Origin of the sequence: Paenibacillus sp. FSL E2-8871 (assembly GCF_038000345.1) — a bacterium.
Classification (GTDB): Bacteria; Bacillota; Bacilli; order Paenibacillales; family Paenibacillaceae; genus Paenibacillus_AQ.
Window position 1 is genome coordinate 6,315,314 of record NZ_JBBOBV010000001.1, and the last position, 20,372, is coordinate 6,335,685.

General features: G+C 45.1%; 20 protein-coding genes and 1 riboswitch. Of the genes, 15 read left to right on the forward strand and 5 right to left on the reverse strand.

Going from position 1 to position 20,372, the window contains the following annotated elements; all coding sequences use genetic code 11:
* Positions 1-164: 164 nt before the first annotated feature.
* Both NYE25_RS28345 and NYE25_RS28350 read right to left on the reverse strand, forming a co-directional pair.
* Positions 165-2,735, reverse strand: a complete 2,571-nt coding sequence (locus NYE25_RS28345; protein WP_341147433.1) for an FAD-dependent oxidoreductase — start codon at positions 2,733-2,735, stop codon at positions 165-167.
* A gap of 6 nt (positions 2,736-2,741) precedes the next feature.
* Positions 2,742-3,026, reverse strand: a complete 285-nt coding sequence (locus tag NYE25_RS28350) for an ArsR/SmtB family transcription factor (protein WP_042185935.1) — start codon at positions 3,024-3,026, stop codon at positions 2,742-2,744.
* A gap of 100 nt (positions 3,027-3,126) precedes the next feature.
* Between NYE25_RS28350 and NYE25_RS28355 the strand changes: the two genes are divergently transcribed.
* The 7 genes from NYE25_RS28355 to ltrA all read left to right on the forward strand — a co-directional run bounded on the left by NYE25_RS28355 (position 3,127) and on the right by ltrA (position 10,872).
* Entirely contained in the window at positions 3,127-3,447 is a 321-nt protein-coding gene (locus tag NYE25_RS28355; protein ID WP_341127486.1) for a rhodanese-like domain-containing protein, read from the forward strand.
* Between the two features lie 4 nt (positions 3,448-3,451).
* Positions 3,452-3,871 (forward strand): rhodanese-like domain-containing protein, encoded by a 420-nt coding sequence (locus NYE25_RS28360; RefSeq protein WP_341147434.1) that lies wholly within the window; start codon positions 3,452-3,454, stop codon positions 3,869-3,871.
* On the forward strand, positions 3,871-4,233 hold the full coding sequence (locus NYE25_RS28365; protein WP_341147435.1) for a rhodanese-like domain-containing protein: 363 nt from the start codon (positions 3,871-3,873) through the stop codon (positions 4,231-4,233). Before NYE25_RS28360 ends, NYE25_RS28365 begins: the two co-directional genes overlap by 1 nt.
* Positions 4,234-4,494: 261 nt before the next feature.
* Positions 4,495-5,172: a hypothetical protein gene (locus tag NYE25_RS28370; protein ID WP_341147436.1), complete on the forward strand. Its 678-nt coding sequence runs from the start codon at positions 4,495-4,497 to the stop codon at positions 5,170-5,172.
* Between the two features lie 539 nt (positions 5,173-5,711).
* Complete coding sequence (locus NYE25_RS28375) at positions 5,712-8,540, forward strand: glycoside hydrolase family 3 protein (protein ID WP_341147800.1); 2,829 nt, start codon at positions 5,712-5,714, stop codon at positions 8,538-8,540.
* Positions 8,541-8,580: 40 nt separating this feature from the next.
* A complete protein-coding gene (locus NYE25_RS28380; RefSeq protein ID WP_341147437.1) occupies positions 8,581-8,994 on the forward strand; it encodes an HIT family protein in 414 nt (137 codons plus the stop codon).
* A 585-nt stretch (positions 8,995-9,579) separates the two neighbouring features.
* Positions 9,580-10,872 carry a group II intron reverse transcriptase/maturase gene (gene ltrA, locus NYE25_RS28385; protein ID WP_341144791.1) on the forward strand — a complete coding sequence of 431 codons (1,293 nt, stop codon included), beginning with the start codon at positions 9,580-9,582 and terminating at the stop codon, positions 10,870-10,872.
* A gap of 117 nt (positions 10,873-10,989) precedes the next feature.
* On the opposite strand, the gene NYE25_RS28390 is transcribed toward ltrA, so the two are convergent.
* The gene (locus tag NYE25_RS28390) at positions 10,990-11,325 is read right to left on the reverse strand and encodes a hypothetical protein (protein ID WP_341147438.1); all 336 of its coding nucleotides are present in this window, start codon (positions 11,323-11,325) and stop codon (positions 10,990-10,992) included.
* A gap of 88 nt (positions 11,326-11,413) precedes the next feature.
* Positions 11,414-12,352: an MBL fold metallo-hydrolase gene (locus NYE25_RS28395; RefSeq protein ID WP_341147439.1), complete on the reverse strand. Its 939-nt coding sequence runs from the start codon at positions 12,350-12,352 to the stop codon at positions 11,414-11,416.
* 150 nt (positions 12,353-12,502) lie between these two features.
* A riboswitch (guanidine-I (ykkC/yxkD leader) is annotated at positions 12,503-12,611 on the forward strand.
* Positions 12,612-12,697: 86 nt separating this feature from the next.
* Here NYE25_RS28395 and NYE25_RS28400 point away from each other — a divergent pair.
* The 3 genes from NYE25_RS28400 (at position 12,698) to NYE25_RS28410 (ending at position 14,391) form a co-directional block, all read left to right on the forward strand.
* Positions 12,698-13,042: a DMT family transporter gene (locus tag NYE25_RS28400; RefSeq protein ID WP_042125357.1), complete on the forward strand. Its 345-nt coding sequence runs from the start codon at positions 12,698-12,700 to the stop codon at positions 13,040-13,042.
* Entirely contained in the window at positions 13,043-13,357 is a 315-nt protein-coding gene (locus NYE25_RS28405) for a DMT family transporter (protein ID WP_042125359.1), read from the forward strand.
* A 134-nt stretch (positions 13,358-13,491) separates the two neighbouring features.
* Positions 13,492-14,391, forward strand: a complete 900-nt coding sequence (locus NYE25_RS28410) for an aldo/keto reductase (protein ID WP_341147440.1) — start codon at positions 13,492-13,494, stop codon at positions 14,389-14,391.
* Between the two features lie 79 nt (positions 14,392-14,470).
* Here NYE25_RS28410 and NYE25_RS28415 read toward each other — a convergent pair whose 3' ends face one another.
* The gene (locus NYE25_RS28415; protein ID WP_076284321.1) at positions 14,471-15,544 is read right to left on the reverse strand and encodes a M42 family metallopeptidase; all 1,074 of its coding nucleotides are present in this window, start codon (positions 15,542-15,544) and stop codon (positions 14,471-14,473) included.
* Positions 15,545-16,092: 548 nt separating this feature from the next.
* On the opposite strand from NYE25_RS28415, the gene spoVAC reads away from it, so the two are divergent.
* The 5 genes from spoVAC (at position 16,093) to NYE25_RS28440 (ending at position 20,371) form a co-directional block, all read left to right on the forward strand.
* Complete coding sequence (spoVAC, locus tag NYE25_RS28420) at positions 16,093-16,596, forward strand: stage V sporulation protein AC (protein WP_076284320.1); 504 nt, start codon at positions 16,093-16,095, stop codon at positions 16,594-16,596.
* Positions 16,593-17,624 carry a stage V sporulation protein AD gene (gene spoVAD / locus NYE25_RS28425; protein WP_076284319.1) on the forward strand — a complete coding sequence of 344 codons (1,032 nt, stop codon included), beginning with the start codon at positions 16,593-16,595 and terminating at the stop codon, positions 17,622-17,624. The genes spoVAC and spoVAD overlap by 4 nt, the downstream gene beginning before the upstream one ends.
* A gap of 2 nt (positions 17,625-17,626) precedes the next feature.
* Complete coding sequence (gene spoVAE / locus NYE25_RS28430; protein WP_036675923.1) at positions 17,627-17,977, forward strand: stage V sporulation protein AE; 351 nt, start codon at positions 17,627-17,629, stop codon at positions 17,975-17,977.
* A 191-nt stretch (positions 17,978-18,168) separates the two neighbouring features.
* The gene (locus tag NYE25_RS28435) at positions 18,169-19,125 is read left to right on the forward strand and encodes an AAA family ATPase (RefSeq protein ID WP_076284318.1); all 957 of its coding nucleotides are present in this window, start codon (positions 18,169-18,171) and stop codon (positions 19,123-19,125) included.
* A gap of 1 nt (position 19,126) precedes the next feature.
* Complete coding sequence (locus tag NYE25_RS28440; protein WP_341147441.1) at positions 19,127-20,371, forward strand: DUF58 domain-containing protein; 1,245 nt, start codon at positions 19,127-19,129, stop codon at positions 20,369-20,371.
* Position 20,372 lies beyond the last annotated feature (1 nt).

Consider the following 20,372-nt stretch of genomic DNA (forward strand, 5'->3'; position numbering starts at 1 on the left):
GCCTATTAAATAGGATAGCAGGTTTTAGATTCTGTATCCAGATCCAGCCAATTTCTGCATTTTGGTTATTCAAATCTATATCACCGATTCTGGTGAGTTCATTTTTATATAACAAAGAGACTCTTCTATATAAATAGAGGAGTCTCTTTGCGGTGTTAAGGTATTTAGATAAATAGATTATGACTAGATTGATCGGCTTGACCGAGGTAATAACCTACGCCGCCGATCCCCACGCCGTCGATCAGTTCTTCACGGGTGATGCCCATAAGATCCATGGACATTTGGCAGGCAACGATCTCGACGCCTTGGTCGACAGCCATTTGAATCAATTCTTCCAAAGAAGAGACATTATTGTTCTTCATTACAGAGCGGATCATTTTGGAGCCCATGCCCATCATGTTCATATTCGAAAGCGTTAGCTTCCGACTGCCGCGGGGCATCATCGCTCCGAACATTTTACCGATAATATTCTTGTTCACAGGCACTTTCTCATCCTTGCGGATAATATTGAGACCCCAGAAGGTAAAGAACATCGTCACTTTTTTGCCGCTGGAGGCTGCTCCGTTGGCAATGATGAAGGAAGCGATCGCTTTATCCAGATCACCGCTGAATACCACCATCGTACTTGCATTACTAGTTTGGACAGGCTGTGCTCCTGCAGGTGCGGAATCCGCGGTAATGCCTTTGCGCAGATAAGCTTCAATCATGCCAGTAGGCAGCTTCGTTAATTGCAAAAGCGTATGCTTCGACATGCGAGCCCATGCCTTAATATCTTCATAGAATCCCGGATCGGAAGCCGTTACCTTTAAGACTTGCCCGTCCAAGAGCGGGTCCATGCTCATCTTGACTTGGATCAGCGGCCCAGGGCAGCATAGTCCGCAAGCATCAAGCACGGAATCAGGTGTTAGATCGGATTCTTGTTTGGCAGGGGTGGATACAGATGTGCTGGAGTTGGCTGCGAAAGCTGTAGCGTTGGTATTGCCTGCAGCTGAAGCAGTGTCAGTTCCCGCCGGTGCTCCCGTTGCTGCGATTTCTTTACGGGCTGCTGTTGAAATACCTGCGTTTGGCGTCAGACTATCTTTTTTTTTAGGTGAATATTTACTCAGTTGATATGTCTTATAGCCTCCGGTCAGATTCTTCACACGGAAACCTTTTTGCTGCAAAATCCGGGATGCTGTGTAGCCTCTAAGTCCAACTTGGCAATACACCCAAATTTCTTTACTAGGATCAAGCTCGGCTAGACGACCACGCAGATCATCTACAGGAATGTTAATTGAGCCTTCAATGTGACCGTTGGCATGCTCGATTTCCGAACGTACGTCAACTAAAATGGTATTGTTGTTGTCACGACCTTCTAAATCCTTAGGAACGAATACTGTAGTCATGCCTTTCAAAATATTTTCAGCAGCAAAGCCGGCCATGTTCACCGGATCTTTAGCGGAAGAATAAGGAGGGGCATAAGATAGCTCCAACTCCGTCAAATCAGTGACCGTACCTCTAAAACGAATAACTGCAGCGATATCGTCGATACGTTTATCTACACCACTATACCCCACGGCTTGTGCACCGAGCACCGTACCTTTTGGATCAAAGATCAGCTTCATTGATATTGGAGTTGCCCCCGGATAATAAGTTGCATGAGAGCTTGGATGAACATAAATCACGTGATACGGTAAGCCCAAACGTTGTAATGTTTTTTCGTTATTGCCGGTAGAAGCACCCGTGACTCCAAAAACCTTAATAATAGAAGTCCCTTGTGATCCTTTGTAAGTAGTGCCTAGACCGCTGACGTTGTCCGCAGCAATCCGTCCTTGCTTATTGGCAGGACCAGCTAGTGGAATAGCAGTTTTAGTTCCGTTCACGAAATCAACCACCTCGACCGCGTCACCTACTGCATAGACCTGATCCAAATTTGTTTCCATGCGCTCGTTGACCAAGATATGGCCGCGTGGACCGAACTCTAAACCACTATCCTTCAGGAAAGAGGTATCCGGCGAAACGCCGATGGCCAACAGAACCATATCACTTTGAAGCACAGTGCCACTTGCCAACTGAACCTCTATTTGTTCACCCACTTCTGCAAACCCCTGGACCATATCGGAAAAAATAAGATTAACGCCATGCTCGTCGAGCTCTTTTGCCAAAATAGAAGACATTTCAGTATCGAACGGAGCTAAGATTTGTGGACCCGCCTCGATCAAGCTTACTTCCAGACCTGCTTCTCTGAGGTTCTCCGCCATCTCAACACCGATAAACCCACCACCGATCACAACGGCGGAACGAGTGCCTTCGGCTGCGACTTTGGTTTTGATTTTGTCGGTGTCGGGAATGTTGCGCAGCATGTGAATTTTGGAACTCTCGATACCAGGTAGATTCGGACGAATCGGTTTAGCGCCGGGTGATAAAATAAGCGCATCATAGCTCTCTTCATAGGAGCCTTTTTCTATACTTTCTACTCTTACTTTCTTGTTCACAGGGTCGATAGACACCACTTCACTTTGAATCCGAACATCGATGTTAAAACGTTTATGCATCGCCTCTGGTGTCTGAACCAGCAGCTTGGAGCGATCCTGAATGGAACCTCCGATATAATAAGGCAGTCCGCAATTGGCAAAAGAAATGTACGGATCACGTTCAAACATGATGATATGAGCCTCTTCATCTAATCTCCGAAGTCTGGCAGCCGCTGATGCGCCTCCTGCAACTCCTCCGACAATCAGTACTTTTTTACTCATGATGATTTATTCCTCCCCTAAAAATAGCTGAATTAGATGTTTGATTTTCTCGTCTTTAACAGAATAGTTAATTTCCAGTCCATTACGTTCGGTTTCGACAATGCCTAGAGCTCTAAGCTTCTGCAAATGCTGGGATACCGTAGATTGTGGAAGGTCGAGACAGTCCTGCATGAAGCTAACGTTGCAGCTGCCTTTTTCAAGCAGACCTTTAATGATGCATAAGCGAACGGGATGAGCGATAGCCTTTAAGGTCTCGGCGGTTTGGTTATAGGCTTTGAAATTTTTGTCCATGGTTATGAACTCCTCGCTTTACAATATCCTTATATCGTAATATTATGATATAGTGATATGAAAATCAAGTTATTTTTAAAAAAAGAAGGAGAGATGCTCGATGTCTTTTAAAATTTCAAAGGAAATTACCCCTCAGCAAGTGGTGGAACGTCTGAAGAATGGAGAGGCTCCTACGCTGCTAGATGTACGCGAACCCGCCGAATGGGTGGAGGGACATGTGATCGGTGCGAAGCATATTCCGCTTGGGCAGCTGTTAATGCGTATAGATGAACTAGATCCTAATGGAGAGACGATTGTGATGTGCCTAAGTGGTGGTCGTAGTGGACTGGCGTGTGAGCTGCTGAGCGAAAAAGGATATAACGTTGTGAATATGATGGGCGGATTAAGCGCTTGGACGGATGATTTTTTGGTACGGGGGTAATAGTATGAACATGATGTTTAGGATCCTACTGAGTATAGTAATTGCCTTTAGTATTGTAAGGTTCTTACGTTCCGCTTGGCCAGTCCGTTCACTCGCCTATGTAGAAGCCCGTGACGTTCGCAAATTAGCAGATCAAACACTGGACATGAAAATGCTCGATGTTAGAGATGCCGTAGATTATGAGAAGGATAATATCCGTGGCTCGATAAATATATCGATCGGGCGGTTAGCCTATGTCTGGCAACACTGTCTATCTCCTGACGATTCGGTTCTAATCCTTGCTGATAGTTACTATAAAAGAAACAAAGCTGCGAGAATTCTGTATAAGCAGGGCTTTCGAAAGTTATATGCGGTAAATGGTGATTTTTTAGGAAGTAAAAGAACACTCTCCGACATTTCGGTGAAAGGTTGTTGTGAAGGATAATGGATATAAGCTCATTAATGTCCCGTCTCGGATTTGGTAAAAGCGCAAGTGTAAGTGTAAGAACGCTAAAGGTGTCAGAGTTTCGGAGCGAAATGGAGCAATCCAAAAATAGGCTGCTGATCGATGTCCGCGAACCGGATGAATACAAGAGTGGATTTATTCCGGGGGCGAAAAACATCCCGCTGTCTCAGTTGGAAAATCGGCTCGGTGAGATCCCTAAGGACCGGGATGTGTTGCTCTACTGCCGCAGCGGTATGCGAAGCAAAAGTGCAGCGCGGATTCTGAGTAAGCAGGGGTATGCTCGGCTTGCACATTTGCAGGGCGGGGTAAGTAGCTGGAATGGGAAGTTGAGTCGACGGTAACTGAACTAATTCCTCTGAACAAACTCTATTAGAGCTAACTCCAAATGAGCTTACTAAAGCTGGCTTTGCTTTAACGCAACGTACTTAAACCAACTAGCATTTTTGATGGATTAGTTATATTTAGCAGGATCTAGCATTGAATGTAGAGTGTTTATTGACAGCATCAAAAAGCGAACACTATACTTTTGAGTAATAGGACGAAGCACGTCCCGTACCCATATTGGGTGCGGGATTTTTTTATGCCAAGAAGGAGGGTGACGTATGGGATTTACGGAGGAGCATCGTAAGTGGGTAGAGGATCATATTAGTAGAAGAACGGGAGAACGGCGGGGGAGATTGGAGCGTGGACATGGCCATGGTGAGCGGATGTTTTTGGAGAAGGTATGGTGGCCTATGATGGGGCATTTCAATGACCTTCATCCTGAATATGAAGTATTGGATTGGCGTAGCAAGCCCTACTTTGTTGATTTTGTGTGGAAGCCTGGCCAGGTTAAGTTTGCGTTTGAAGTTAAAGGCTACGGTCCACATGTGCAAAATACAGACCGAACACGCTACAGGCAGGAGCTGAATCGAGAGACCTATCTGCAAATCGCGGGTTATCGGGTCGTGGCGATTCCTTATGATGATCTGGATGCGAGTCCTGAACTTACGATTACTTTGTTAAGACCATTGCTGATGCCGTACCTCGCTGTGAAGATGGAGGAGCAGGAGGAGTTTAGCCGACTGGAGCGTGATATTTTGCGGATTGCGGTTCGCACGAATGAGTGCATTCGACCGGTTGATTTGGTGAGGGAGCTTGGGATTGATAAGCGTACGGCTCGAAAAGGACTGAGTGCTCTCAGCGAAAAAGGAAAGTTTTCCCCAATAGTTTCTCAGGAGAGCGGTAGAGTCTGCAAATATGAATATATCCATTCCTTAAAGGATATTCAGTTATGGTAAGGCAATTAAAATACCCCAGATCCGACCCAAAAGGCTGGAATTGAGCGAAAGAGGGGTAAAAATACCCCAGATCCGACCCAAAAGGCTGGAATTGAGCAAAAGAGGGGTAAAAATACCCCAGATGCGACCCGAAAGGCTAGAAACGAGCAAAAGAGGGGTAAAAATACCCCAGATGCGACCCAAAAGGCTGGAAATAAGCAAAAGAGGGGTAGAAATACCCCAGTTACCGCCCAAAAGGCTGGAATTGGGCAAAAGAGGGGTAAAAATACCCCAGATGCGACCCAAAAGGCTGGAATTGAGCGAAAGAGGGCCGAGAACGCCCCGTTATCATCCACATCTCACTTCAACTAGGGAGACAAGCGAGCGAAGCACCCCATAAATCTCTAATTTTGACCTGATTTTCACTTAGATTGTTTAGGTGTTACTTATCAAGTTAATCTTCTATGATTAAGTTGATAGACCAGATTTGTGTTAGACACAGACAACTACCTCGAGAACATATGAAACCGCTATCAACTTGAATCGAAGGAGCGATTATGATGGAAACAGTGACATCTAAATATCCATTTCAACAGATTGATTTACCCTTAAATGACCGAGTGCAGGATTTGATCTCCAGATTAACGCTTGATGAAAAAGTAAGCCTGATTCCCCAGTATCAAGCGGCCATAGAGCGTTTAGGCGTTGGAGCCTATAAACACGGTACAGAAGCGGCGCATGGAATTTCCTGGCTTGGAAAAGCGACCTCTTTTCCTCAGCCAAGCGGACTGGCTTGTACTTGGAACCCAGAGCTAATGAAGGAAATCGGCTCGGCCATTGGAGATGAAGCAAGAGCATTTTACAAAAAAAATCCAACGGTGAACGGGCTGACGTTATGGGCACCAACTGTGGATATGGAGCGTGACCCACGTTGGGGTAGAACGGAAGAAGCTTACGGTGAAGATCCAAAGTTAACTGGACAACTCAGCACATCACTTGTGCAAGGAATCCAAGGCGATCACCCGGTGTATTTGAAAGCGGTCGCAACGCTTAAACACTTCCTAGGGAACAACAACGAGATCGAACGCGGAAATTGTTCCGCCAGCATCGATCCAAGAAATATGCGTGAGTATTATCTGGAAGCATTCAAGCCTGCTTTTCAAGAAGGTGGCGCGCAGTCTATGATGACCGCCTATAACTCGGTGAATGGTGTACCTGTTATTCTTCATCCGGCAGTGATGGAGGTGGTCAAAGGCGAATGGGATATGGATGGCTTTATCGTCAGTGATGCTGGTGATTTATTCGGAATTGTAAAGGATCATAAGTATTATGAATCTTTTGCACAGTCGATGGCGGAATCCATCAAAAACGGAATAGACAGCGTTACAGAAGAAACCGAAGAGACGATCAAGGTTCTTCATCAAGCACTGGATCAAGGCTTATTGGCAGAGGAAGACCTAGATCGTGCACTAACTAATACATTTAGAGTTCGTTTCCGTCTGGGAGAGTTTGACCCCGCTGAAGGTAATCCATACGCAGCCATCGACGATTCCGTAATTCTTAGCAAAAAACATGCCGCACTTTCCTTGGAAGCTGCCAAACAATCCATTGTGCTGCTGAAGAATAATCAGGCAACATTGCCACTGAGCAAGACTGAATTAAACAAAGTGGCGATTATTGGTCCACTTGGCGATGAAGCTTTCAGAGACTGGTATTCCGGCACATTACCTTATGGAGTGACTCCACTGCAGGGTGTTAGTAAAAAGCTGCCTGGTAAACACGTTACTTTTGAGAGTGGCGCAGATCAGATCATTCTTACTTCAGCTGCAAACGGCCAAGCGATCGGAATCACGGGTGAGGACGGAAGACTGGCTGTACAACATGACATAGCAGAGCACGGAGAATTGTTCCAACATACCGCTTGGGGCTGGACTAGTAATACTCTGAAGGCGACAAGTCGTGGACAGTATGTAACTTTAAGCGAAGCGGAGACACTTACAGCATCTGCTGATGAAATCTACGGCTGGTTTGTAAAAGAATCCCTGAACATTGTCCCGGAAGCTGAGGGTAAAGTCTCTTTGCGGACTTGGAATGACAAATTGATCTCTGTGAATGCTGAGGATGGCACGCTGCAGGTTGCAGATCAGGACGCAAGTGCGGACTCTCGTCTTTTCAAAAAGAACATCGTTACAAACGGACTGGACGCTGCGGTAGAAGCTGCCAAAGCAGCTGAGGTAGCAGTGGTTTTTGTCGGTAATCATCCACTTCTTAACGGAAAAGAAGAAATCGACAGACCTGATATTGTACTTCCGGAAGAGCAGGAACGTTTGGTCAAAGCAGTCTATGAAGCGAATCCGAATACAGTGGTAGTTATTGTCGGCAGTTATCCGATTTCTTCCACTTGGATCGACGAGAATATCCCGGCAGTTTTGTATACATCCCACAGTGGACAAGAGCTTGGCAATGCGGTTGCAGAAGTGTTGTTCGGAGATTACAGTCCTTCTGGCAAGCTGAATATGACTTGGTTCCGTTCTGTGGAGCAGCTGCCTGAGCTGATGGATTATGATATTATCAAAGGTAAAAGAACCTATATGTACTTTGACGGTAAGCCATTGTATCCTTTTGGTCACGGCCTAAGTTATGCTGAAGTGAATTACAAGAATCTAAATTTGAGCACAAAGGAACTGCAGCAAGACGATACGCTTAACATTTCCGTTCAAGTGGATAATACTGGAGCAATCGATGGGGACGAGGTTGTTCAGTTATATGTGCAAGCTTTGAATTCCCGGGTCAAACGTCCGATTAAACAGTTGAAGGGTTTTGAAAAAGTGAGCATCGCCGCAGGTCAATCGAATACTATAGAGTTTGCATTACCAGTTACAGAGTTAGTATTCTGGGATGTTACACGCGAACAATATTGCGTCGAAAATGGAGAATACGCAATTCTGATCGGCCGTTCTTCTGCTGATATTAAATTATCTTCAGTAGTAACGGTGAAAGGGGACATCATTCCTTCCCGTAATTTATATAACAACACCAAAGCAGAGAACTATGATGACTACGAAGGCGTATATCTGGACGAATGCAAAGCAGGCGGGGCTTCGGTACATCCGGTAAAAGAGGGCGCCTGGATCGCTTTTAATGACGTATTGTTCGATCATGGAGCAGTAGCATTTGAAGCTTTGGTATCCTCTGCAAAAGGTGGCAGCATCGAGATCAGAACCGGAAGCGCAGCTGGGAAACTGGTTGGAACCGTGAACGTCCCTTCTGGTGGAGTTCTGCAACAGTGGAACACACTAACTGGTGAAGTATCCGTAGAGACGGGTACTAACGATGTTTATGTAGTCTTTAGTGGTGAGGTGCTTCTCAGCCGGTTTCAATTTAATTAATAATAGAGATGACCTTTGATTATGGGATGGAGTGTGCTATATGGAGTGTTTGGGATGTCGGATTGCTAACGGAATTGAGCCTAACGTAAAAGTAGTATATGAGAATGAATTTATTACTTGTGTGCTAGATATCGCTCCGTTTAACGAAGGACATCTCCTGATCCTTCCTAAAAAGCATTATTGGGATCTCGAAGAAATCGATTCAGAGACTTCCTATGCGATAATGGACGGGTCGAAGAGATTGTCAGTTGTTCTGAAGACTTTGTTCGAACCAGATGGCATAAGCATATGCCAAAATGGCGGAAAGTTTAACGACCTGACCCATTACCATATGCACCTCATCCCAAGATACGAAGGCGATGGATTCGCTTGGAGTGAACCAATACACCCGCACGGTGCTGAGAATTTTTTAAATCACACGCAAGCAAAGATTATTGGTGTTTTAAAAAAGTAACAATCATAAAAAGGGCATTCCTGAAGCAATATCAGGGATGCCCTTTTCCTTTTGGCGTGCCCAGAGGCACGCATTATCTAGTTGGTGAAAGTCCAACCAAAGGAGGGACCAAGCCACCTTTGTAGCTAGGATGCTTGCGCATGGCGAAATCTGTGTGTAAAAGCGCATCGACAAAAGTACTTATCAGAGATAGGGCGAGCAACAACCTAGGCCGCAACATGAAGTGAATCCTGCCGCGTCGTCAAAAAGGCCCTGCGAAGGGGAGAAGAAGGTGCCGAGTCTCGCAACAGTAGACGAAGGCCAAGGAAGCTGTACAGAACTTGGGTCAACAGTGAAGAACCTTCCGGCGTAAAGGGAACGGCATGGGTTGAAAGATAATGCAGTGAACTGGGGAGACCCTCCCCCACACAGATTTTTTTTTTTAGAAGTCCGTAAAAAGGTGCTCTATAAGTTCAAAAGACGAAGTGAACCGCCTGTGGGAAGGGAGTCCGAGGGGCACATAGTACCTAAGAACCTAAAGACAACATAACTTTAGGGAGGGAAGGAGTCCTGCTTTGTTTACGCTCTTAAAGGAGGTACGAGTGAGTGAATGCCAAAAGGCTAACGACACCAAAGGAAAAAGTTCAACAACTCCAGAGAAAGCTATGTCATGCTGCCAAGGAAAACAAGAAACGTAAGTTTCACGCACTATATGACAAAGTGTACCGAGAGGATATCCTTCTAGAAGCATGGCGAAGAGTCCGTGCGAATAAAGGCTCAGCTGGAGTGGATGCAATAACCATTGCAGAAATTGAAAGGCAAGGCGAAGTGGAATTTCTTCAAGAATGTCAGCAAGTTTTACGAGAGGGCAACTACCAACCGCAACCTGTCAGAAGACACTACATCCCGAAAAAGGATGGAAAACAGCGACCTTTAGGAATCCCAACGGTACGAGATCGAGTCATACAGATGGCAACGAAGCTCGTGATTGAACCCATCTTCGAAATGGATTTTCAAGAAGTATCTTTTGGTTTTCGACCAAAAAGAAGTGCCAAACAAGCGCTCGACCGCATCCGGAAAGCCTGTAACCGCAAAGGAAATTGGGTATTAGACGTCGATATCCAAGGTTACTTCGATAACATTAACCAAGAGAAACTCATGAAGTTGGTAGAAATGCGTATCAACGACAGAAGAGTATTGAAGTTAATAAGGAAGTGGCTTAGTGCAGGAGTTATGGAGGAAGGAAGTATCCGTCGGTCAGATTTAGGCACACCACAAGGCGGTGTAATCTCTCCACTACTAGCGAATATTTACTTAAATTATTTCGACTTGGTATGGAAAAAGCACGGAAATGGACTCGGGGAATTAACAAGGTATGCAGATGATTTGGTGATTGTTTGCAAGACGAAGAAAGACGCAGAACAAGCCTACAAGCTTGTCCAAACCATAATGGAGCGACTGGAATTAACCCTGCATCCAACCAAAACGCGAATAGTGGGCATATGGACGGGAGATGAAGGATTCGACTTCTTAGGAATGCACCACCGAAAAACAAAAGCGGAAACCTCGCAAGGAAAAGTATACTTTACAACTCAGCAATGGTTAACGAAGAAGGCAGAAGAACGTATTCGAGAAGTGGTCAAAGAACGATTAGCTCCGCCAAGAATGCGAGTGAGGTCGTTTCAAGAACATGTAGAATGGCTCAACCCGAAAATACAGGGATGGAGAAATTACTACTATACGAACTATAGCCAGAAGAGATTAGCCAAACTGGATTGGTATATTCTACAGAGGTTTGCAAGATGGTACGCCAAGAAAAGACAAAGAAGAAGATGGATAGGGACTTTAAACGAAGTGAAGTTCATTGCCAAACAGTGTGGATTAAAAACATTATTGTAGACCGTATGCGCATGAAAGAAGAACATCGGAAAGCCGTATGAGGGAAAACCTCACGTACGGTTTGATGAGGAGGGGCTGATTTTAATCAGTCCTTTACTCTAGTTATAGAGTAACGCTCTAATCACATCCGCCACCGCCACCAGCATCTCCGCCACCGAAATCTCCCCCGCTGCTGTGCCCGCTATCCCCGCCCCAGCTATGACCGCTGTCATGTCCGGAATGGTGATGGGAGTCATCCCCTTGATGGTGTTGATGATGATGTTGGTGATTAGAGTGATTCGGGTTATTTGTATCCAGCAGATCTGGATGGCTAACTGCCATAAAAGACATGCTGGCGGCGTCATCTCGTCTATTTCTCTCAAATCTGTTACTGTTCGAGCTTGAACCATTACGAACTACGGACTGTGTGATTATAAATACAATAACTCCAATAAACAGTATCCCAAAGACCATTATCGATCGCCCTCCCAGTTGTTCATAATAAGCTGTATTTTTTTAAATTGTACCATAATATTGAATTAATGAATTTGAAGAAATGGAATTAGCGGTTAGCTGCTTTGGTCAGAAACTCAAGATTTCGATAAAAGATACTATCAAATTTCCAGTGAAGGTACGGCTCAGGAATTTCTATATGACTCACATCCATAACATCATTATCGAGAATCATCTGTTTACTAATGCCAATTAAGTCATTTATATATTGTTTGATTTGTTGGATATAATGACTAGAAGTAGTAGGCCCATGTCCAGGGACTATCAGGTCTACTTTTAAACTCTCCATATAAGTAAGTGTCTCCAACCAGGATAAGGGGTCACCATCTATTAAGAGTGGATGATTATCAACGGCGACAATATCTCCAACGAAAGCGATAGAATCCGAAGGTGAATAAAGAATTGTATCACAAACCGTATGTGCTGTACCCACTGTTAAGAGTTCCACGCTTCTCTTCGATCCATGGAGGGTCATTTTTCGATCAAAGGTTAGCTGAGGAAGCGTTACTTTAAGCGTTAGAATAGACTCTTTGATTTCTAGTAAATAACAGAGTTCAGAAGTCAGTTCTTGTTGTTTCGACTCATTATGTTCGTGATCAAGGGAAGTGTTAAGCTTAAAGATATCTTCATCAAGGTTAGGGAGAAGGTTCTTCATACGATTGAGCCAATCAGGTTGAGTCTTCATCATGAGCTCTCTAGTAGTACTAGTTGATACTATTATTTCTTCCATGAAGTGTTGGTTTCCTCTAACATGGTCTCCATGCCAATGACTGTTGATGATGTATTTTATGGGCTGATTAAAAAAATATAAAGCCGCCTCTCTAAGATCTTTACCTGCTTGTGGTGTATTGAACGTGTCGAAGATTAAGGTGTGGTCGCCCATATCTATTAATCCTGCATTACTCATGGCTCCGCCTTGCTCCTTGGCTTCAAGGACATAAATTCCTTCAGCTACCGGTTCGCAGTTAAAATGTCTGGAATGAAACATAAATCATCCTCTTTTCTTAGGGAATCAAGCATCAACTTTTTTGTAATTTTACAATTTTATGGAATTGATAGCTATGAAATTGCTCATTTTTTTTATTTAAAAAGGTTGATTTTATCACCCCGATTTGCTACCATACGGTGTAACTTAATAGTTATTGTTTTCTAGGGTTCCGCAGCTGGTGCACAGCTGGTCTGGTCCGAGGGAAAACGCACGAACAGCATCGTTCGTGTCTACACGGAGGGATAAAAGCCCGGGAGGTATCGTTATAAATGACGATGACCTTCCGGGCTTATTTGTTTGTTTCGTGGGCAATTATAAAGTTAGTGAATTGAAGGAGGGCTTGGAATGAAGAACAATTCAGAGTGGTTAAAGGTAGTTGGTGCAGCTGTTTTCGAGGTCATGTGGGTCATCGGCTTAAAACATGCCTCCACGATGTGGGAGTGGCTGATAACTGTGGTAGCTATAATAATAAGCTTCTATGTGATGATTTCAGCGAGTACCAAATTGCCGGTCGGCACGGTATATTCCGTGTTTGTTGGTCTAGGAACTGCAGGGACAGTAGTTGCGGACATGGTTTTATTCGGAGAACCGTTCAAGTTGATGAAGCTGGTTCTAGTGGTTATTTTGCTGGCAGGCGTTATAGGATTGAAAATGGTGACCAAAGAAGCCGAAGTAAAGGGGGAGTCTTAAATGGCATGGGTATTTCTGGTCGTTGCTGGTTTATTTGAAATGTTTGGAGTAGCTATGATTAATAGGTTGAATAAACACCGGAATTTCCTGTCGTTCGCGCTGCTCTTTCTTGGTTTCGGAGCAAGCTTTCTGTTCCTGTCTTTAGCTATGAAGAGTCTGCCGATGGGAACAGCTTATGCTGTATGGACGGGGATAGGCGCATCCGGCGGAGCGATTCTGGGGATGATATTGTATGGAGAGGCCAAAGACTGGCGCCGGATCGTCTGTATTATTATGATTCTGGGGGCCGCTGTGGGACTAAAGCTGATAGCTTAGTTAGGTATTCATTCTTTACTTTTTCTCTTCAAAAGAGAGATTAGTTATAAATTGGACACGATTCAGATGTTTAGAAAGGTTCTTATAGGTCGTATAAAGTAAGTATACAATACTTCATTAAGGGGATTTTTAATATGACTAAGGATTCAATCGAACATTTGGCTGAAATCGCAAGAATGAACCAATCTAACCGCATGCTGCTTCCAGATGGAACGTCACTTCCCAGAATTGGGCAGGGAACTTGGAATATGGGTGACGACAATTCCCGTAGGGAGGAAGAGATTGCTGCCCTGCGATTAGGCGTGGAGCTAGGCATGGATTTAATAGATACGGCTGAGATGTATGGGGACGGACGCTCGGAGCTTTTAGTAGGTGAGGCTATCCAAGGCATTCGGGATCAAGTTTACTTGGTGTCAAAAGTCTATCCACATAATGCCGGGAATGAGCACCTTATCCGCAGCTGTGAAGAAAGCTTGAAACGCTTGAATACGGATCATCTGGATCTTTATTTGCTGCATTGGCGGGGAGATATTCCACTAGAAGAGACTGTTGTCGGTATGGAGAAACTAGTCTCACAAGGAAAAATAGCAAGATGGGGTGTATCCAATTTCGATGTCGACGATATGAAAGAACTGCTTGGTATTGCTGGAGGAACTCATTGTGCAACCAATCAGATTCTATATCATTTAGGGTCCAGAGGAATTGAAACTGAACTGCTGCCATGGCAGAGAAGTCACAAGATCCCGGTAATGGCTTACTCACCGCTTGCTCAAGCTGGTTCACTCCGAAAAGGAGTAATCGAGAGTGAAGTCGTTCAGGAAATCGCCAGTGCACATCAGGCAACTCCGCTTCAGATTATGTTAGCTTGGACGATGCGTGAAGAGGATGTTATTTCTATCCCAAAAGCTTCTTCTCGTAAGCACGTCATTGAGAATGCTGCTGCAGGCTTGATTACGCTAAGTAACGATGAAATTTGGAAGCTGGACGAAGCTTTCCCAATACCTTCTTGGAAAGTACCGCTAGATATGATTTAAATCCGTTCTATTCACATAAAGAGAAGCCCTCAATCACTGTAAAAGTGTTTGAGGGCTTCTTCTGTCATTTCTTGTGCGATTAGCTGTTCTCAATAATTGTCTGTAGTGTAGTCCGGTCAAGGCCTTCTACCAGTTTGATCAGAAGCTCTTTAGCAGCATCGTAGTCATCACTGTGAATCACTGATGAAGCTGTGTGTATGTAGCGGGAGCATATTCCGATGACTGCGGAAGGAACGCCAATTCCACTAACATGAACCTGACCTGCATCTGTTCCGCCTTGGGATACAAAATACTGATATTTGATCCGGTGGGTATCCGCTGTATCTTGTACATATTCAATCAGACCGCGATGTGTAACCATCGTAGGATCAAAAATACGCAAGAGAGCTCCTTTGCCCAGATGGCCAAATGCCTGACTGTCACCAGTCATATCGGCAGCAGCGCTCGCGTCCAGACCGAAGAAGATGTCTGGTGACAGGAGATTAGCCGCAGTACGCGCACCCCGAAGACCTACTTCCTCTTGTACAGTGGCACCAGCGAAAACGGTATTCGGCAGCTTTTTACCGTGCAATGCTTTAACTAGTTCAATGGCGAGACCTACGCCGTAACGGTTGTCCCAAGCTTTCGCCAAGATTTTTTTGGGATTAGCAAGGGGAGTAAAAGGACAAATCGGCAGAACTTGTTGGCCTGGTCTAACGCCAAAGCTTTCTGCTTCTTCACGGCTGTCTGCACCGATATCAATATACATTTTGCTGATTTCGCCAGTCTTACCACGTTCTTCGTTGCTTAGCAAATGGATAGGCGTACTGCCAACAACTCCGGTCAGCGTTCCTTTAGGTGTAATGATATGTAGGCGCTGGGATGCAACAGCAGAGGGAAGCCAGCCGCCAAGTGGTTGAAAACGGATCATACCGGTGTTAGTAATTCCAGTTACCATGAAACCTACTTCGTCAAAATGCCCAGCGACCATAATCTTTGGCCCGTTCTCTTCGCCGCGCAGTACGCCGAACAAACTACCGAGACGATCCTGTACGAACTCTTCAGTATAAGGAGTCATAGCATCCTTGACGTAAGCGCGGAGTTCGCGCTCAAATCCTGGGGCTGAGGGAAATTCGGTAAGTGTTTTGAACATGTCCAATGTTTCTTGATTCATATGAATTCACTCCTTTATTAAAATATAAGAACTCATTTATACATCATTCTTATATTTCTACGAGAAACGGATGTTATCCATAATGGACCACATCGTTATTTCTTCCTGCAACCTAGTATGAACATTCTGGGCTCACTTGTCCATGACAAGAGACAATGAACACCGGGCACGAGCTCCACGAATACTATGCATTAGAGGCTTTGGTGGCAGGAGCCTTAGAAAGGATGCGAAGACGAATGAGGGTTGCGGGCAGCGTACCCAAAAGAAGGGTGCAGGGAGGATTGTCAAGTAGGAGCCTACAAGGAAACGGAACGCGCAGACGATACTGGCGCCACAATCCAAGGGAAAGAGAAGCAGTACTTATTTTTGTTCTCTTCTTACTGTTGATTGTTGTGTTACTGTATTTTTCCTGAACTGGAGGGACATAACGAAGCGGAGGATGGCAAACAATAAGGAAAACTTCTAAGCGAAGAACAACTTAAGGGGCTTAAAAGTGAGTACTATGATGCTTGTCAGCCCCCTTCGCCTAACTTTCAGGAGGTGCCTCAATGCCGGCGAAAACTAAGAAATCGGGTGTCAAGCTGAAGCTTGACACCCTGACTCCACAAGATTACGAGAAATTGTCCAAGCCCTTTGTTCCTGCCAGGCCCGTATTCAAAAACTGCATACGAGCGTTTATTGCTGGCGGCATAATCTGTGTTATTGGACAAGGTGTTCAGGAGGCTTTTATGGCAATTTTCGATATGAGCTCCAAGGAAGCCGCCAGTCCGACAGTCGCGGTGATGATCCTACTCTCTGTAATTCTGACCAGCTTTGGCGTGTACGACAAAATGGCTCAATGGGCTGGTGCAGGAACTGCAGTCCCAGTGACCGGGTTCGCAAACAGTATGTGCTCTGCAGCTCTAGAGCACCGCGCTGAGGGCCTTGTACTTGGTGTAGGCGGCAATATGTTTAAGCTTGCAGGTTCGGTTATCGTATTTGGTGCCGTAGCTGCTTTCATTATTGGTATCGTCTATCTCTTTTTGGGCGTAGACGGGGGTGCACATACATGAAACAGCTTGGTAGTCAGACCTGGGAGTTCACGAACCGTCCCGTTATTTTGGGTTCTTCCGCTGTAGTAGGGCCAGAAGAGGGAGAAGGTCCTTTAGCTTCAGACTTTGATTTTATATTTGATTCGCTGGAAATGGACGAGAAGACATGGGAGAAGGCTGAGCGTGCTCTTTTCGAGAAAGCCTCCCTGCTGGCTCTGATTAATGCAAATATCGATAAAGAAAAGCTGGAGTTTTTTGTCGGCGGAGATTTGATGAACCAGATTATCAGCAGCTCCTTCGCGGCAAGAAAATTAGGGGTGCCTTATCTCGGAGTCTTTGGTGCTTGCTCTACTTCTATGGAGAGCCTTGCGATTGCCTCAATGATCGTTGATTCTGGAGGCGGTAAGTATGCGCTAGCGGGAACATCAAGTCATAACTGTACGGTGGAGAAGCAGTTTCGTTATCCAACGGAATATGGTTCGCAGAAACCCCCAACGGCGCAATATACAGTTACAGGTTCGGGTTGTGCTGTAGTGGGTCAGAATGACGGTTCGGGTAACTATCCAGTCGTGGTTTCGGCCACGCTTGGACGTATTATGGATCTTGGTTTGACAGATCCTTTTAATATGGGGACGGCTATGGCACCTGCGGCGGCGGATACCATTACTGCGCATTTTCGGGATACAGGTCTATCGCCCGGGCACTATGATTTAATTGTTACCGGCGACCTGGCATCCGTAGGGTTACCTATAGCCAAGACCCTATTGGCTAAAGAAGGAATTCCTATGGAGCAAACAACCTTTGACGATTGTGGTTTGCTTATCTACGACTTGGAGAAACAGAAATATGTGATCGCTGGAGGAAGCGGCTGCGGGTGCTCAGCGGTTGTAACCTATGGTCATATCCTTAAGCGGTTAAAAAAAGGTGAACTTAAACGGGTGCTTATAGTGGCAACGGGCGCACTTTTATCACCTTTGTCTTATCAGCAGGGAGAGAGTATTCCATGTGTTGCTCATGCCGTAGCCATAGAGAGCGGAGGTGAAGCATAATGATGATTTACTTATGGGCTTTTCTGATTGGAGGAGCCATTTGCGTTATAGGACAGCTGATGTTCGATGTATTGAAGCTGACGCCTGCACATACGATGAGTACCTTAGTTGTAGCCGGAGCGATTGCGGATGCTTTTGGTATCTACGACCCACTTGTGAAATTTGCGGGTGCTGGGGCAACCATTCCGATCACAAGCTTTGGGAACTCCTTGGTTCATGGGGCATTAACGGAGCTGGAGCGGGATGGCTGGATCGGTGTAGTTACGGGTATTTTTGATATTACAAGTGCGGGCATCTCGTCAGCTATTGTGTTCTCCTTTTTGGCAGCTTTAGTTGTACGGCCGAAGGGGTAAAGTTGATGCTACATGAAAAGGTTGTCGTCAGAAAAAGACGGCATCCTTTTTTTGTTATTTTAAAATTGTAGGATGTTTCATCTTATGGTTTTTTTTGTATCCTCACTTCGTGATCTTCAACAATGTACTTTGGGTCCCCTAATCATGTAAAATATAAATAATACTGCTTATTCTGGCTAGGAGGATCATATATGCCCGTACGTCAAGAATCGATGCACACTATGAATGCTGTACGCACTAATTTGGAATCCTGCATACTTGGAAAATCATTTGAAATACAATTATTGTTAACCGCTCTGCTTGCTGGTGGTCATGTATTGATCGAGGATGTACCGGGAACAGGAAAAACCCAGCTAATTCGCGCACTATCAAGATCAATGTCCGGTGAATATCGCCGTATTCAGTGTAATCCAGATATACTTCCGAGTGATATTACAGGTGTTTCTGTCTATCATCCTAGGGATGAGATGTTTCATTTCCGGCCTGGTCCGGTGATGACGAATATTTTGTTAGCCGATGAAATTAACCGTGCTACTACGAAGACACAATCCGCACTTCTGGAAGTGATGGAGGAACGAAACGTTACCGTAGATGGAGAGACGTATCCACTTCCTCATCCTTTCATGTTATGCGCTACCCAGAATCCAATAGACTTTGAGGGAACCTATACACTGCCTGAAGCCCAATTAGATCGATTCATGCTGAGAATTAGCCTCGGATATCCTGATGCAGCGACGGAGAAAAATTTATTGCTGAGCCATCAGGAAGGCCAACCGGTGGACAGGCTTTCGCCAGTAACAAGCATGGAACAAATTGCAGGGATTCAGGAAGAAATTCGCGACATCTTCATGAGTGATCCCGTGCTGAATTATTTGTTAGATATTGTACGGCAGACAAGAGAACATCCACTTGTAATGCTGGGTGCAAGTCCACGTGCCTCACTATCCTTTATGATGGCTTGTAAAGCTTATGCCTTTTTGCAAGGACGAGATTACGTTCTGCCTGATGACGTGAAGATCCTTACTCCATTTGCCTTGGGTCATCGGATATTGCTGCGTCCAGAGTCGCGCCTAGATAATATTAGCGTAGAATCTTTGCTTCAAAAGCTTCTGCAGAGCATTCATGTGCCTGTTACGATGAGGCAATGATATGAAACGTTATTTGTCGTCGGTTGCAGCCATCATTCAGCCCTCTAAGCTTGCAAGCATCCTTGTAATTTGGAGTATTACACTCTTATATGTACTTTTTCAGGGCGGGAAAACAGCATTTATGTTGTTTATCATGGTCTCTGTACTTATTGCATATTTGATTGCTGGAGGTTTAGGAGGCGTTCGGCGAGCGAAGGGCACTCGCAGTCTTTATTCTGAACAAGACAAGGGAGATTTGCTCTCTGCCGGAGGGCATCTTCGTGTAAAGCTAAAGGTTACAATCCCCGGGATTTTGCCCTTGCCTTACGTTGTTGTAAGGGAAGTTCTTAAGCGGCATAATGGAGAATCGTGGGTATTTGAAGAAAGTGTGATCCCAAGCCTCAGAGGCATTGGGGAATTAAAGTTTCAGACACCAGCCTTAGAGCGTGGAACATACACATTCGCTAATACGGATATTATCAGCCAAGATATATTTGGGCTTGTCGAGCATAAGGGAACATTTTTATCGGAAGGACAATTTCAGGTTTTGCCTCGTGCGATCTACGTTCCGCGCTGGCAGTTATATGAGAGAAAATCTCGGCTATCTGGACCACAGACATCCGTTGTTCAATCTCGGCGTGAAACCACACAGATTAATGGCGTCCGTGACTATGTATATGGTGATCGCTTGACGCGAATTCACTGGAACGCTACTGCTAAGACAGGCTCTTGGAAATCCAAAGAGTTTGAGCATGAGTCGATTCCCAAAACCATTCTAGTCCTTGATGGAAGCACATCAGCTTATATGAATACGAATCAATTCGAACTAGCAGTTTCGGTGACGGCATCACTACTCGGCTTCGGCATTCGGGAGAGAATTGGAATTGGACTGTGTTGTTTGGATAAGACGACGAAGGTGTTCGCACCAGTTGAAGGTGCTGCTGAGCGTCAGAAGATGATTCAATATTTAATCGATCTAAACGCTGAGGGACGCGGTCCGCTTATCTCCCGATTGGAAAAAGGATACCGTATGTTTCCTAAAGGCTCTTACTTCGTGTTAATTAGTCCACAGCGTGGACAGCCTGTACTTGATGCACTACGTTGGGCTGACAGCAGAGGAATGACTGCTTCTCACATTCATGTGCGAAATTCGGCAGAGGTAAATAGAGGTAACGATTGGATAGACGTCCTTAGATCTCGTGGAATAACTGGTTATGGTATTAGCTCGCTTCAAGAGCTTCCCTCAGTGTTAGGAGGGGAAGGTTGAT